Consider the following 15,180-nt stretch of genomic DNA (forward strand, 5'->3'; position numbering starts at 1 on the left):
GAACGGGTCCGTCAACCTACCGGCGATACGTCGACTTCGCTGTCCTTCATGGCCTTTCGCGTCATTCGCCCCGGATCCGGACAGTTGGGGGAGTACGACGTCGGCCGGCCGGCGTCACGGGGGCGTCCAGCGCCGGGGCGATGATCGCCATGGCCCGCTCGGTCAGGTCCGCCAGCCGATCCTTCTCGTCCCCCGCCTGCCAGCGCTGCAGCACGGCGTCGATCGCGGTCAGGGTCATCCCGGCCGCCATGGTGGGATAGAGGTCGCCCTCCGGATCCAGCCCCAGCCGGGTCGCCAGCTCGGTGGCGAGCCCGACGCGCCACTGCGTCTGGCGCTCCAGGTAACGCGCCCGCAGGGCGGGGGTCTGCATGATCAGCCGGACCACCGGGAGGGCCCGGTCGGAGTGATCCGCGCAGGCCGCGACCGGCACCCAGGCGGCGTGGCGCAGTGCCACGGACGGCGGCTCGTCCACCGGGCGGGCCGCGAGCGCCTCGACGATGGCGGTGCCCATTCCCGCCAGGAACTGGACGACCACGTCCTCCTTGGAGGCGAAGTAGCGGAAGAAGGTCCGCCGTGAGACGCCCGCGGCGGCCACGATGTCGTCGACCGTGACGGCGTGGAAGCCGCGCTGCGCCAGGAGTTGTAGTGCGGCCTCGACCAGCTCGTCGGTCACGAACTGGCGCTTCCGCTCGGCCATGCTCATCGCTGGGGTGCCCTCACGCCCCGATGATACGCGATGCCGGATATGGCACTCACGGGCACCTTGACACTGAGTGCCATGACTGCCATAGTGCCCGGTATGCCGCGCCAACGCTGGACAGCCGAGCAGATTCCCGACCTCGACGGCAGGGTCTTCGTGGTGACCGGAGCCAACAGTGGCCTCGGGCTCGCCACCACCCGCGCACTCGCCGCGCACGGCGGACAGGTCGTCCTCGCCGTCCGGGACGAGGAGAAGGGCCGGCGCGCGGCCGCCGAGGTCACCGCCGGCACGCCCGACGCCACCGTAGGGGTGCACGGCGTCGACCTCACCGACCTCGACTCGGTGCGGAGCTTCGCCAAGCGGCTGCACGACGAGCACGGCCGGGTGGACGTGCTGATCAACAACGCCGGCGTGATGGCGCCACCGCGGACCCTGACCCCCGCCGGGCACGAGGTGCAGTTCGCCGCCAACCACCTCGGACACTTCGCCCTCACCGGCCTCCTGCTCGACCTGCTCACCGTCGGCCGGGACCCGCGGGTCGTCACGGTCACCTCCACCAACCACCGCCAGGCGCGCATGCGCTTCGACGACCTGACCGGCGAGCGTCGTTACTCGGCGATGGGCTTCTACAACATGTCGAAGCTCGCCAACGCCATCTTCGGCTGGGAGCTGCACCGCCGACTGACCGACGCGGGCAGCCCCGTACGCAGCATCCTGGCCCATCCCGGCTACACCGCGACCAACCTCCAGACGGCGGCCACCACCGGGATGTGGAAGCTGCTGCTCGGCCGGCTCGGCAACCCGATGCTCGCCCAGCCCGTGGAGCGCGGCGCCTGGCCGCAGCTCTACGCGGCGACCGATCCGGGCGCCCAGGCCGGCCAGCTCATCGGCCCGGACGGGATCGCCGAGCTGCGCGGCCACCCCAGGCCGGTGAAGCTCGCCGCCGCCGCGACCGACCCGGCGAACGGCCGCCGGCTGTGGGAGCTGTCCGAGCAGGCGACCGGGGTGCGGTTCGCCTTCGCGGCCGCCGTCTGACCCGCACCGCGCGCCGGCCCGGCCCGCGACGGTCGTCCGGGTACGGCCCGGCCGGCCCCGCACCGTCGACACCAGTCACCTCCCCGCGGCGCTCCGGCGCCTGCCCCGGCGGGTCGAGCCGGCCGCGGCGCCGATCGGGACGACCGGCACCGCGGACCAGCCGTAATGACCGCCACGCCGCCCGCCCAGGCGCACCTCCGCCCGGCGCGGTCGCTCAGTCCATGGCCTCCTGCAACGCCGGATTGGTGAACAACGCCAACTCGGCGGCGCGGGCACCGGCCTGGAAACGGGAGTTCGCCCGGATCCCCCGCATGATCTCGGCGACGTGGCGACGGTAGGTACGCACCGAGATGCCCAGCTTGCGCGCGGCCACCTCGTCCTTGTCGCCGGCGACCAGGCTGGCCAGGATCGAGCGCGCGGGTTGACCCCGCAGCTTCTCCCGGATCTGGCGAAGCTCCGCGATCGGAACCCCGTAGCTCCAGGTGACGCCGAACAAGGCGCGGAGGACGTGCACGAGCGGGTCGATCGAGACGAGCAGCGTCCCGTCCGGCTCCTCGTCGCGGCGCGGGATGCGCAGCGCCGCCTCCCGGCCGTCCGCGATCAGCAGGTCCTGGCTCGGCATCTCACAGGTCCGGTAGCTGGCCTGCTCGCCCAGCTCGCGCATGGTCCCGGCGGTCGTACCGACGAGGTGTGGCGGCACCAGGGCCTTGACGTCGACACCCCGCTGATCCGCCTCCTGCAGCAGTTGGAGGGTCCGGCGCCGGCGCTCGGCGGAGGCGTCGCGGGTCGAGTGGACGTAGAGGACCTCCCGCCGGGCCGTGGCGATCATGTCGCCGATCGCGGAGTGGAAGACCGCGTCGTCACCGGGCAGGTGTCGGACCCCCCGGCTGGCGCGCCGGCGGCTCAGCATGGCCCGCCCGATCAACTCCTGCGCCTGGTGCAGGCTCGTCTCGACATCATCCTCGTCGTCGGAGCGCCCGCGTGCGCCATTTCTGTCTGCCACGACGGTTGCGAAATCGCCAGGTTCCTGACGGCGCAAATCACTGACATCTGGCCTCTTCATCAAATCTCCCCGAAGATCGATCAAGGCAACAGATGTCGATGCTACAGATCAAGCGGATCCTCATGGTGCCAGCCGCCCGGCGTCCGGCGGCGGCACGCATTCGGCGGTACGGACCAATAACCCGCCGGCCTTTCCACATTTGGCATGACCATGCCAATGTGGCGCGGCCGGTCAGCCCGCGCGGCCGAACAGCCGGTTTTGCCCGCCCCCAAGGCTCGCCGGGCAGTTGTGGACATCGCCGGTGGCCCGGAACGGGCCGGCCGGCGGCGGCCCGACCAATGTTGACAGCTTCCGGCCAACGAACTCTTGAGCCCTGCTCGCGATACGTAGCCTCCCGAGGACACCGGACCACACGGAGCCACAACGGGGGTGCCATGACCGGCACGGACGGACAGCGGATCGCCATCGTAGGTATCGCGGCCAGGGTGCCGAGCGCCTCCGGGCCGGAGGAGTACTGGCGCCTGCTGCGCGACGGGACCGACACCATCCGGCGGCGCGACCCCCGGCGCCCGTACGGACCCGAGCAGGGCGGCTTCGTCGACGGCGTGGAGGAGTTCGACGCCGACTTCTTCCACATGTCCCCCCGGGAGGCCGCCGCGACCGACCCGCAGCAGCGGCTCGCGTTGGAGATGGCCTGGCACGCGATGGAGGACGCGGGCGTCGCGGTCCCGGTCACGGCGACGGAACGCGCGCGGGTCGGCGTCTTCCTCGGCGTCATGGCGGCCGACTACGCGGATCTGGTCGCCATGTCGGGCGAGGTGGGCCGGCACACCCTGACCGGGGTCAGCCGGGCGCTGATCGCCAACCGGGTCTCCCACGCGCTCCGGTTCGACGGCCCCAGCATGACCGTCGACAGTGGTCAGTCGTCCTCGCTCGTCGCGGTGCACCTGGCCTGCGAGAGCCTGCGCCGCAGCGAGGCCGAGGTGGCGCTGGCCGGCGGGATCCACCTCAACGTCTCGCCGCGCGGCAGTGCCGCCGTGGCGGCCGCCGGAGCACTGTCACCGGACGGCAGGTGCTTCGTCTTCGACGAGCGGGCCAACGGGTACGTGCGCGGCGAGGGCGGTGGCCTGGTCGTGCTCAAGCCACTGGCGCGGGCCGTGGCCGACGGGGACCGCATCTACGCGGTGGTCGAGGGCAGCGCCGTGCGTACCGGCAGTGCCGACAGTGGACTGTCCGTGCCGAGCGCCGAGGTGCAGGCCCAGACCATCGGCGAGGCGCTGAGCCGTGCCGGGCTGCGCCCGGACCAGGTGCAGTACGTCGAACTGCACGGCACCGGCACCCCGGTGGGCGACCCGATCGAGGCCGAGGCGCTCGGCGCGGCGTACGGCCGCTCCCGCCGTACCCCATTGGTAGTCGGCTCCGTGAAGACGAACATCGGCCATCTGGAGGGCGCCGCCGGCATCGCCGGTCTCATCAAGACGGCGCTCTGCGTCCACCGGCGCGAACTCGTCCCCCAGCTGAACTTCGTCACGCCGAACCCCCGGATCCCGCTGGACGAACTCGGCCTGCGGGTCGCGACCCGGCACGAGCCCTGGCCGGCCGACGGCGAGCCGATCGCCGCCGGCGTCACCTCGCTGGGCATCGGCGGCTCGTGCTGCCACCTGGTGCTCACCGCCGCCCCGGCGGCCGCCCCGCTCCCCGTCCGCGCCGACCGTCCGGCGCCGGAGGCGCCGGCGGTTGGGTCGGGTCTGGTGGGTGCGGGTGTTGTGCCGTTGGTGGTGTCGGGTCGGGGTGGGGTGGGTTTGCGGGCGCAGGCGGGTGGGTTGCGGGGTGTGTTGGTGGGGTCGGGTGTGGGTGTGGTGGATGTGGGGTTTTCGGCTGCGGTGGGGCGGGCGCAGTTGGGGTCTCGGGCGGTGGTGGTGGGTGCTGGTCGGGGTGAGTTGGTGGCGGGGTTGTCGGCGTTGGTGGCGGGTGAGTCGGTTGTGGGGGTGGTGGAGGGCGGGTGTGCTGCTGCTGGTGGTGGGGTGGTGTTTGTTTTTCCTGGTCAGGGTGGTCAGTGGGAGCGGATGGCGGTGGAGTTGTTGGATTCTTCGCCGGTGTTCGCGGCGGAGTTGGCGGCGTGTGGGCGGGCGTTGTCGGGGTTTGTGGATTGGCGTGTTGAGGATGTGTTGCGGGGGGTGGTGGGTGCGCCGTCGTTGGAGCGGGTGGATGTGGTGCAGCCGGTGTTGTTTGCGGTGATGGTGGCGTTGGCGGTGTTGTGGCTGTGGGTGGGGGTGCTGCCGTCGGTGTTGGTGGGGCATTCGCAGGGTGAGATCGCGGCGGCGTGTGTGGCGGGGGTGTTGTCGTTGGAGGACGCGGCGCGGGTGGTGGCGTTGCGTTCTCAGGTGGTGCGGGATCGGTTGGCCGGGGCGGGGGCGATGGTGTCGGTGGGGTTGCCGGTGGCTGAGGTGGGTGGGTTGATCGCGCCGTTTGGTGGGCGGGTGTCGGTGGCTGCGGTCAATGGTCCGTCGTCGGTGGTGGTGGCGGGGGAGGTTGGTGCGGTTGATGAGGTGATGGGGGTGTGTGAGCGGCGGGGGGTGCGGGCGCGGCGGGTGCCGGTGGATTACGCGTCGCATTCGGTGCAGGTGGAGGTGGTGCGGGAGGAGTTGTTGCGGGTGTTGGGGCCGGTGCGGCCTCGTTCGGGTGGGGTGCCGTTGTTTTCGACGGTGTGTGGTCGGTTTGTGGATCCGGTGGAGTTGGGTGCGGAGTACTGGTATCGGAATTTGCGGGAGCCGGTGGGGTTTGAGCCGGCGGTGCGGGCGTTGGTGGGGGATGGGGCGTCGTGTTTTGTGGAGGTGTCGCCGCATCCGGTGTTGACGGTGGCGGTGCAGGAGGTGGTGCAGGCCGTCGGGTTGGGTGAGTCGGTGGCGGTGGTGGGTTCGTTGCGGCGTGGTGAGGGGGGTGGGCGGCGGTTTGTGACGTCGGTGGCTGAGGCGTTTGTGGCTGGGGTGGGTGTGGATTGGTCGGGGGTGTTCGCGGGGTCGGGCGCGGTTCGGGTTGATCTTCCTGGTTATGCGTTTTCGCGGCGGCGGTACTGGTTGTCCGGGGGTGGGGCGGTCGGTGACGTGGTGGGTGCGGGGTTGCGGCGGGTGGGGCATCCGTTGTTGGTCGCGGCGGTGCCGGTGGGTGATGGTGGGCAGTGGGTGTTCACGGGTCGGTTGTCGGTGCAGGGGCAGCCGTGGTTGGCCGATCATGTGGTGTTCGGTTCGGTGGTGGTGCCGGGTGCGGTGTTGGTGGAGTTGGCCGCGGCGGCGGGTGGGCAGTTGGGTGTCGGGTTGGTTGAGGAGTTGGTGCTGCACACGCCGTTGGTGTTGGGTGAACGCACCGCGGTGCAGGTCCAGGTCCAGATCAGCGCACCCGACCCCCACCACCACCACCGCGAGATCGGCATCTATTCCCATGAGCCCGACACCTCGATGGGCGACGGGTCACCACCGACCTGCCACGCCCGCGGGTACCTCCGCCCCGTCGACGACCGGCCCCACCCCTGGCGCCCCACCCAGTGGCCACCGGCCGGCGCGACGCCGATCGACGCCGACCTGCTCTACGCCCGGCTCGGCGCGGCCGGCTACGACCACGGGCCCGCCTTCCAGGCTCTGCGCTCCGCCTGGCAGGGCGACGACCAGGCCGTCTACGCGGACGTCGCGCTGACCGACGAGCAGGCCGAGGAGGCCACCGGGTACGGCCTCCATCCGGCGCTGCTCGACGCGGCCCTGCACGGCCGGCTCGCGCTGCGGACCGACCCGGCGGAGACCGGCGGGACGCCGTACTCGTGGTCGGGGCTGCGGGTGTCGAAGCCGGGCGCCGTACGGGCCCGGGCCCGGCTCGCCCGGTCCGGCCCCGCCCAACTCCGCGTGGACCTCGTCGACGAGGACGGCGTGCCGCTCGCCGCCGTCGACACGGTGGACCTCCGCCCGCTCGACCCCGCCGACCTGGACGCCGCCCGGCCGGTCGGCGACCTCTGCCAGTTGGACTGGGTGCCGGTGCCGGACAGCGGCCCGCGCCCCGGTTCCGGCGCATCCGTTGTGCTGCTCGGCGACGGCGTTCCCGGCGACGGCGAGCGGTACCCGACCCTGCCCGCCGTCGAGCAGGCGATCGCCGAGGGCGCGGCCGTTCCGGAGGTCGTCGTCGCCGCCATCGCGGATCCCGGCCAGCCCGACGGGCGCACGCCCGCCGGTCACGCGCTCACGCTCGCCCAGCAGTGGCTGGCGTCGCCGCGACTGGCCGGCACCCGGCTGGTCCTGGTGACCCACCGGGCGGTGCCGATCGGTGACGAGGCCCCCGACCCGCTGGCGGCCGCGGCGTACGGCCTGGTCCGCACCGCACAGGCCGAGCACCCTGGCCGGTTCGTGCTGGTGGACCTGGCCGGCGACGGCGGGCAGCCGGACTGGGCCGCCCTGGCCGACCTGGACGAACCGCAGCTCGCCGTACGCCACGGACGGCTGCTCACCGCGCGCCTGACCCGCGTCGGCCCGCCCGGGCAGCCGGCGGCGCCGATGCTGGACGGGGCCGGGACCGTGCTGGTCACCGGCGGCGCCGGCGGTACGAGCGCGCTGCTCGCCCGGCACCTGGTGCGGAGGCACCAGGCCCGGCACCTGGTGCTGGTCAACCGCCCGGCCCCGGCCGACGACGAAGCGCCTGACCCGGCGGACGGCAACCCGGCGGGTCTGGCCGGCGGCGACGGGCCCGGCCGGGCGGAGGACGGAGCGGTGGGTCTGGCCGGCGGCGACGGGTCCGGCCGGGCCGAGGACGGAGCGGTGGGTCTGGCCGGCGGCGACGCGTCCGGCCGGGCCGAGGACGAAGCGGCGGGTCTCGGTCGGGAGCTGGCCGCTCTCGGCTGCCGGGTCGACGTGGTGACCTGCGACCTCGCGAGTCGTGACCAGGTCGCCAACCTGCTCGCCACCCTCGACCGCCCGTTGACCGCGGTCGTGCACGCCGCCGGCGTGCCGGCCGAGGGCACGCTCGAGTCGCTGAGCCCGGACCGGGTCGACCACCTGGTGCGTACCGAGGCGGACGCGGCACGGCACCTGCACGAGCTGACCGAGGCGCTGCCACTGGCGGCGTTCGTGCTGCTCACCAGCGCCACAGCATGGCTCGGGACGCCGGGGCAGGCCGGCCACGCGGCCGTGCACGCGTACCTGAACGCGCTGGCCGCCCGCCGCCACGCCGCCGGCCTGCCGGCCACCGCGCTGGCCTGGGGCCCGCTGTGGGACGACAGCACCGGCGACCTCGACCGGTCCGCCGCCGCCCGCTGGGCGCGCGCCGGCCTGCGGCCACTCCCCGCCGGCCCGGCGCTCGACCTGTTCGACCGGGCCGGCGGGTACGCGCAACCGGTGCTGGCGCCGGTCGGCCTGGACCGGGCCGCGCTGCGCCAGCAGGCCCGCGACGGCGGGCTGCCGACGCTCTTCGCGGACCTGGTCCCGGCGCCGGCACGCCGCACCGCACCGGAGCCGGGGTCGCTGGCGGGACGGCTGTCGGGGCTGCCGCCGGCGCGCCGCGACCGGGCCCTCCTCGACGTGGTCCGGGCGCAGATGGCGGCCGTGCTCGGCCATTCCTCGTCCGGGGCGATCGACCCGCTGCGCACCTTCAAGGAACTCGGCATCGACTCCCTGGGCGGGGTCGAGCTGCGCGACCGGCTGACCCGGGCCACCGGGCTCGCGCTGCCGTCCACCCTGGTCTTCGACCACCCGACCGGCGGGGACGTCGCCCGGCTGCTGGGCCGGCTGGCGGCCGGCGCCGACCAGGACACCGACCGGTCGCCGGCTCCGCCGCGCCCGGAGACGACCGACGAGCCGCTGGCGATCGTGGGGATCGGCTGCCGGTACCCCGGCGGGATCGGCTCGCCGGAGGAGTTCTGGACCCTGCTGGCCGAGGGGGGCGACGCCATCTCGGAGCTGCCGCGGGACCGGGGCTGGGACCTGGAACGGCTCTACCACCCCGAACCGGACCGCGCCGGCACGCTCTACACGCGCGGCGGCGGGTTCCTGCCGGACGCGGCCGACTTCGACGCCGACTTCTTCGGCATCAGCCCTCGCGAGGCGCTGGCCACCGACCCGCAGCAGCGCCTGATGCTGGAGGCGTCGTGGCACGCCTTCGAGGACGCCGGCATCGACCCCACCTCGCTGCGCGGCTCGGACACCGGCGTCTTCTGCGGGGTCATGTCGTCGGACGACTACGGGGCGCCGGGCGCCGCGGAACTCGAGGGCTTCCGGCTGGCCGGCACCACCAACAGCGTGGTCTCCGGCCGCGTCGCGTACACCCTGGGGTTGGAGGGTCCCGCGATCACCGTCGACACCGCGTGCTCGTCGTCGCTCGTGGCGCTGCACCTGGCGGCGCAGGCGCTGCGCAACCGGGAGTGCTCGCTGGCGCTCGCCGCCGGGGTCACCGTGATGGCCAAGCCGTTCCTGCTGGTGGAGTTCAGCCGGCAACGCGGCCTCTCCGCCGACGGGCGGTGCCGGCCGTACGCGGCGGCCGCGGACGGCACCGGCTTCTCCGAAGGGCTGGGCGTGCTGGTGCTGGAGCGGTTGTCCGACGCGCGGCGCAACGGTCGCCGGATCTGGGGCGTGGTACGCGGCAGCGCGATCAACCAGGACGGCGCGAGCAACGGGCTGACCGCCCCGAACGGACCGTCGCAGGAGCGGGTCATCGCGCAGGCGCTGGCGAACGCCGGACTCGCCCCCGCCGACGTCGACGCCGTGGAGGGCCACGGCACGGGGACGCGGCTGGGGGATCCGATCGAGGCGCAGGCGCTGCTGGCGACCTACGGTCGGGACCGGGCCGGTGCGGACCCGCTGTGGCTGGGATCGGTGAAGTCGAACATCGGCCACACCCAGGCCGCCGCCGGCATCGCCGGCGTCATCAAGATGGTGCTGGCGATGCGGCACGAGTTGCTGCCGCGCACGCTGCACGTGGACGCGCCGTCCCCGCACGTCGACTGGAACGCGGGCCAGGTCCGGCTGCTGACCGAACCGGTGCCGTGGCCGGCGTCCGAACGGCCCCGCCGGGCGGGCGTCTCATCGTTCGGCATCAGCGGCACGAACGCTCACGTGATCCTGGAGGACCCGCCCCGCGACCCGGCCGCCGGCGACCGTCCGGCGCCGGAGGCGCCGTTGGGTGTGGTGCCGTTGGTGGTGTCGGGTCGGGGTGGGGTGGGTTTGCGGGCGCAGGCGGGTGGGTTGCGGGGTGTGTTGGTGGGGTCGGGTGTGGGTGTGGTGGATGTGGGGTTTTCGGCTGCGGTGGGGCGGGCGCAGTTGGGGTCTCGGGCGGTGGTGGTGGGTGCTGGTCGGGGTGAGTTGGTGGCGGGGTTGTCGGCGTTGGTGGCGGGTGAGTCGGTTGTGGGGGTGGTGGAGGGCGGGTGTGCTGCTGCTGGTGGTGGGGTGGTGTTTGTTTTTCCTGGTCAGGGTGGTCAGTGGGAGCGGATGGCGGTGGAGTTGTTGGATTCTTCGCCGGTGTTCGCGGCGGAGTTGGCGGCGTGTGGGCGGGCGTTGTCGGGGTTTGTGGATTGGCGTGTTGAGGATGTGTTGCGGGGGGTGGTGGGTGCGCCGTCGTTGGAGCGGGTGGATGTGGTGCAGCCGGTGTTGTTTGCGGTGCTGGTGGCGTGGGCGGGGTTGTGGCGGTCGGTGGGGGTGCGGCCGTCGGTGGTGGTGGGGCATTCGCAGGGTGAGATCGCGGCGGCGTGTGTGGCGGGGGTGTTGTCGTTGGAGGACGCGGCGCGGGTGGTGGCGTTGCGTTCTCAGGTGGTGCGGGATCGGTTGGCCGGGGCGGGGGCGATGGTGTCGGTGGGGTTGCCGGTGGCTGAGGTGGGTGGGTTGATCGCGCCGTTTGGTGGGCGGGTGTCGGTGGCTGCGGTCAATGGTCCGTCGTCGGTGGTGGTGGCGGGGGAGGTTGGTGCGGTTGATGAGGTGATGGGGGTGTGTGAGCGGCGGGGGGTGCGGGCGCGGCGGGTGCCGGTGGATTACGCGTCGCATTCGGTGCAGGTGGAGGTGGTGCGGGAGGAGTTGTTGCGGGTGTTGGGGCCGGTGCGGCCTCGTTCGGGTGGGGTGCCGTTGTTTTCGACGGTGTGTGGTCGGTTTGTGGATCCGGTGGAGTTGGGTGCGGAGTACTGGTATCGGAATTTGCGGGAGCCGGTGGGGTTTGAGCCGGCGGTGCGGGCGTTGGTGGGGGATGGGGCGTCGTGTTTTGTGGAGGTGTCGCCGCATCCGGTGTTGACGGTGGCGGTGCAGGAGGTGGTGCAGGCCGGCGGGTTGGGTGAGTCGGTGGCGGTGGTGGGTTCGTTGCGGCGTGGTGAGGGGGGTGGGCGGCGGTTTGTGACGTCGGTGGCTGAGGCGTTTGTGGCTGGGGTGGGTGTGGATTGGTCGGGGGTGTTCGCGGGGTCGGGCGCGGTTCGGGTTGATCTTCCTGGTTATGCGTTTTCGCGGCGGCGGTACTGGTTGTCCGGGGGTGGGGCGGTCGGTGACGTGGTGGGTGCGGGGTTGCGGCGGGTGGGGCATCCGTTGTTGGTCGCGGCGGTGCCGGTGGGTGATGGTGGGCAGTGGGTGTTCACGGGTCGGTTGTCGGTGCAGGGGCAGCCGTGGTTGGCCGATCATGTGGTGTTCGGTTCGGTGGTGGTGCCGGGTGCGGTGTTGGTGGAGTTGGCCGCGGCGGCGGGTGGGCAGTTGGGTGTCGGGTTGGTTGAGGAGTTGGTGCTGCACACGCCGTTGGTGTTGGGTGAACGCACCGCGGTGCAGGTCCAGGTCCAGATCAGCGCACCCGACCCCCACCACCACCACCGCGAGGTGACGATCTACTCGCGTCCGGAGCAGCAGGAACTGGGTGACGGCGCCACGTGCCACGCCCGGGGATTCCTGCGCGAACCCGACGACACCGCACCGGCCTGGCGCCCCACCCACTGGCCGCCGCTGGGGGCCGAGCCGGTGCCGGTGGAGGACCTCTACCTCCGGCTGCTGGCGGCGGGCTACGAGTACGGGCCGGTGTTCCAGGGCGTACGCGCCGCCTGGCGGGACGGCTCGCACGTCTACACCGACCTGGTGGTGCCGGACGACGCCTGCGGCGACGGGCACGCCGTACACCCGGTGCTGCTGGACGCGGCGCTGCACGGCACCCTGCTGGACAAGGCGGCGGGGTCGGCGACCGACCTGCCGTTCTCCTGGTCCGGAGTGCACGCCGGGAACGGACGGGTCACCCGGGCCCGCGCCCGGATCGCCCTCGCCCCGGACGGCGCCGCGAGCGTCGACATCGTGGACGACACCGGCGAACCCGTCGCGAGCGTGGCCCGGCTGGTCTCCCGGCCGATCGACCGGACGCAACTCGACCGGATGCCCGCGGACCCGCAGGAGTTCCTGTTCCACGTGCAGTGGCGGGCAGCCGCCGACCCGACCCCGGCGGCGGCGGTGCGGATCGCCGCCGTCGGCGCGGCGGTGGACGGGATCGCGGACCGGTACCCCGACCTGGCGGCGCTGGACCGGGCCGTGGCCGAGGGCCAGGCAGCACCGGACCTCGTGATCGCCGCGATCGACGGCGACGGCGACGGCACGGCGGCCGGGCACGCGGCAGCGCGCCAGGCCCTGACGCTGGTGCAAGGGTGGCTCGCCGCGAGCTGGTCGACCGGGGTACGGCTGCTGGTGGCGACCCGGAACGCCATCGCCACCGGCGGGGAGCCGGTCAACCTCGCCCAGTCCCCGGTGTGGGGCCTGCTGCGCAGCGTGCAGTCCGAACACCCGGGCCGCTTCGGGCTGGTGGACCTGGACCGCGACGGCGGGCAACCGGAGTGGGCGGCCCTGGCCGACCTCGGGGAGCCCCAGCTGGCGGTACGGGCCGGCCGGCCACTGGTGCCCCGGTTGCAGCGGGCGGCGCCCGTGCCGGCCGGGGACGGGTGGCGGCTGACGGTGGGCCGGGCCGGCTCGCTGGAGGACCTCACGATCGGCGAGTCGGACGTGCACCGGCCGCTGGCGGCGCACGAGGTACGGATCGCGGTCCGCGCGGCCGGGGTCAACTTCCGCGACCTCGTGGTCACCCTGGGCATGGTTCCCGGGCTGACCGGTCTCGGCGCTGAGGCGGCGGGCGTGGTGCTGGAGGTCGGTTCGGGAGTGTCGGACCTGGCGCCGGGTGACCGGGTGATGGGTCTGGTGCTGGACTCGTTCGGTGCGGTCGCGGTGGCGCAGCGTCGGATGCTGGTGCCGATGCCGGCCGGCTTCACCTTCGCGCAGGCGGCCGCGGTGCCGGTGACCTACCTGACCGCCTACTACGGGCTGGTGGACGTGGCCGGGGTACGGCCCGGCGACCGGGTGCTGGTCCACGCCGCCGCCGGGGGCGTCGGCATGGCCGCGGTGCAGCTCGCCGCGCACCTGGGCGCGCAGGTGTTCGCGACCGCCAGCCCGGCGAAGTGGCCCGCCGTCCGCGCCCTCGGCGTGGACGGGCAGCGGATCGCCTCGTCCCGGGAGCTGGCGTTCCGGGAGCAGTTCCTGGGGGCCACCGACGGTGCCGGTATGGATGTGGTGCTGAACGCGCTGGCCGGGGAGTTCGCCGACGCCTCGCTGGACCTGCTGCCGCGCGGTGGCCGGTTCGTCGAGCTGGGCAAGACCGACATCCGGGACGCGGCGGACGTGGCGGCCGCCTACCCGGGCGTGCGCTACCGGGCCTTCGACCTGTTCGATGTCGACCAGGACCGGATCCAGCAGCTGCTGCAGGAGGTCGTCGCCCTCTTCGAGCGGGGTGTGTTGCGGCACGCGCCGGTCCGGGCCTGGGACATGCGCGACGGGCGGGAGGCGCTCCGGTTCCTCCGCGAGGGCCGCAACGTCGGCAAGATCGTGCTGACCGTACCGGCGCCGCTGGACCCCGACGGGACGGTCCTGCTCACCGGCGGCACCGGCGGCCTGGGCGCAACGGTCGCCAAGCACCTCGCCGGGGCCCACCAGGTGAAGCGCCTGCTGCTGGTCAGCCGCCGCGGCCCGGCCGCTCCCGGCGCCGGCGAGCTGGTCGACGAGCTGGCCGCCCTCGGCGCCGAGGCCCGGGTCGTCGCCTGTGACGCGGCCGACCGGCGCCAACTGGCCGAGCTGCTGGACTCGCTGGCGCATCCGGTGACCGCGGTGGTCCACGCCGCGGGCGTGCTCGACGACGGGGTCGTCGAGGCGCTGACCCCCGAGCGGCTCGAGCGGGTGATGCGGCCGAAGCTGGACGCGGCGCGGCACCTGCACGAGCTGACCGCCGGGCGGGACCTGTCCGCGTTCGTGCTGTTCTCCTCCGTCGCCGCGACCATGGGCAACGGCGGGCAGGGCAACTACGCCGCCGCGAACGCCTACCTGGACGCCCTCGCCGCTCAGCGGCGCGCGGCGGGACTGCCGGCGACCTCGATCGCGTGGGGGCTGTGGGCCGACGCCACCGGGATGACCGGCGAGCTCGGCGAGACCGACCGGGCGAGGCTCGCCCGCAGCGGCATCGCGGCGCTCCCGACCGACCTCGGCCTTCGGCTGTTCGACCAGACGATGGGGCGCAGCGAGGCGCTGCTGGTCCCGGTACGGCTCGACTTCGCCGCGCTGCGGGCGCAGGCCGGCACGGCGGCGCTCACCCCGCTGCTGCGTGACCTGGTCCGGGCGCCGGCCCAGCGGACCCGGCGTACCACCGGGTCGCTGGCCGAGCGGTTGGCCGGGGTCGCGCCGGCCGAGCGGGAGCAGGTCACCCTCGACCTGGTCCGGGCCCAGGTCGCCGCCGTGCTCGGGCACGCCGCGCCGGAGGCCGTCGACGCGGGCCGGGCGTTCAAGGAGGTGGGGTTCGACTCGCTGGCCGCGGTCGAGCTGCGCAACCGGCTGAGCCGGACCACCGGGCTGAGCCTGCCCACCACCCTGGTCTTCGACCACCCGAACCCGGCGGCGGTCACCGCGTACCTGCTGGGCACGATCGGTGGCGCGGACGCCGCGTCCGGCTCCCCGCTGGAGCGGGAACTGCGCCAGGTCGAGGCGTTGCTGAGCGAACTCGCCGGAGACGCGCGGCGGCTCGCCGAGGCGGAGCCGCGCCTGCGCGCGTTCGGCAACCGGCTGCGGCACGTGCTCAGCGGCACCGCCGGCCACCGCGACGAGGCCGACGCCGGCACCGAGGACGGCCTCGGCACGGTCTCCGACGAGGACCTGTTCACGCTGATCGACAGGGAGCTCGGGTCGGCCTGACGCGGGCCGTATCCGGGCTGCCGGAACGGTTTGGCAGCTTCCGGACGATCCCCTCTGGACGGACTGACAGGCGCGGAAACCGCTGCGTATGGTCCGGCCAAGGCGAGCGCGCCGAGGGAGCCGGGACACGGCTCCGGCCTGACCGGCCGCGTCGCGGTGACCTGGACGACGGCCGCGACGAGGTCTCCTCCGCGAGAGTCTCGACCTGATCCACGAGGAGCTTCGATCAGCATGACGCAGGGCAG

General features: G+C 73.6%; 4 protein-coding genes. 2 read left to right on the forward strand and 2 right to left on the reverse strand.

Translation table 11 applies throughout. From position 1 onward, the window contains the following. Nucleotides 1-61: 61 nt before the first annotated feature. Nucleotides 62-697 carry a TetR family transcriptional regulator gene (locus ACIBPB_RS27915; protein WP_396842418.1) on the reverse strand — a complete coding sequence of 212 codons (636 nt, stop codon included), beginning with the start codon at nucleotides 695-697 and terminating at the stop codon, nucleotides 62-64. An 81-nt stretch (nucleotides 698-778) separates the two neighbouring features. On the opposite strand from ACIBPB_RS27915, the gene ACIBPB_RS27920 reads away from it, so the two are divergent. Beyond that, nucleotides 779-1,735, forward strand: a complete 957-nt coding sequence (locus ACIBPB_RS27920; protein ID WP_396842419.1) for an oxidoreductase — start codon at nucleotides 779-781, stop codon at nucleotides 1,733-1,735. A gap of 214 nt (nucleotides 1,736-1,949) precedes the next feature. On the opposite strand, the gene ACIBPB_RS27925 is transcribed toward ACIBPB_RS27920, so the two are convergent. Next, nucleotides 1,950-2,738, reverse strand: coding sequence for a hypothetical protein (locus ACIBPB_RS27925; protein WP_396842420.1), 789 nt, complete (start codon nucleotides 2,736-2,738; stop codon nucleotides 1,950-1,952). Between the two features lie 434 nt (nucleotides 2,739-3,172). On the opposite strand from ACIBPB_RS27925, the gene ACIBPB_RS27930 reads away from it, so the two are divergent. Then, nucleotides 3,173-14,935 carry an SDR family NAD(P)-dependent oxidoreductase gene (locus ACIBPB_RS27930; RefSeq protein ID WP_396842421.1) on the forward strand — a complete coding sequence of 3,921 codons (11,763 nt, stop codon included), beginning with the start codon at nucleotides 3,173-3,175 and terminating at the stop codon, nucleotides 14,933-14,935. The last annotated feature ends 245 nt before the right edge of the window (nucleotides 14,936-15,180 follow it).

Source organism: Micromonospora sp. NPDC049836 (assembly GCF_044465125.1).
GTDB lineage: Bacteria > Actinomycetota > Actinomycetes > Mycobacteriales > Micromonosporaceae > Micromonospora.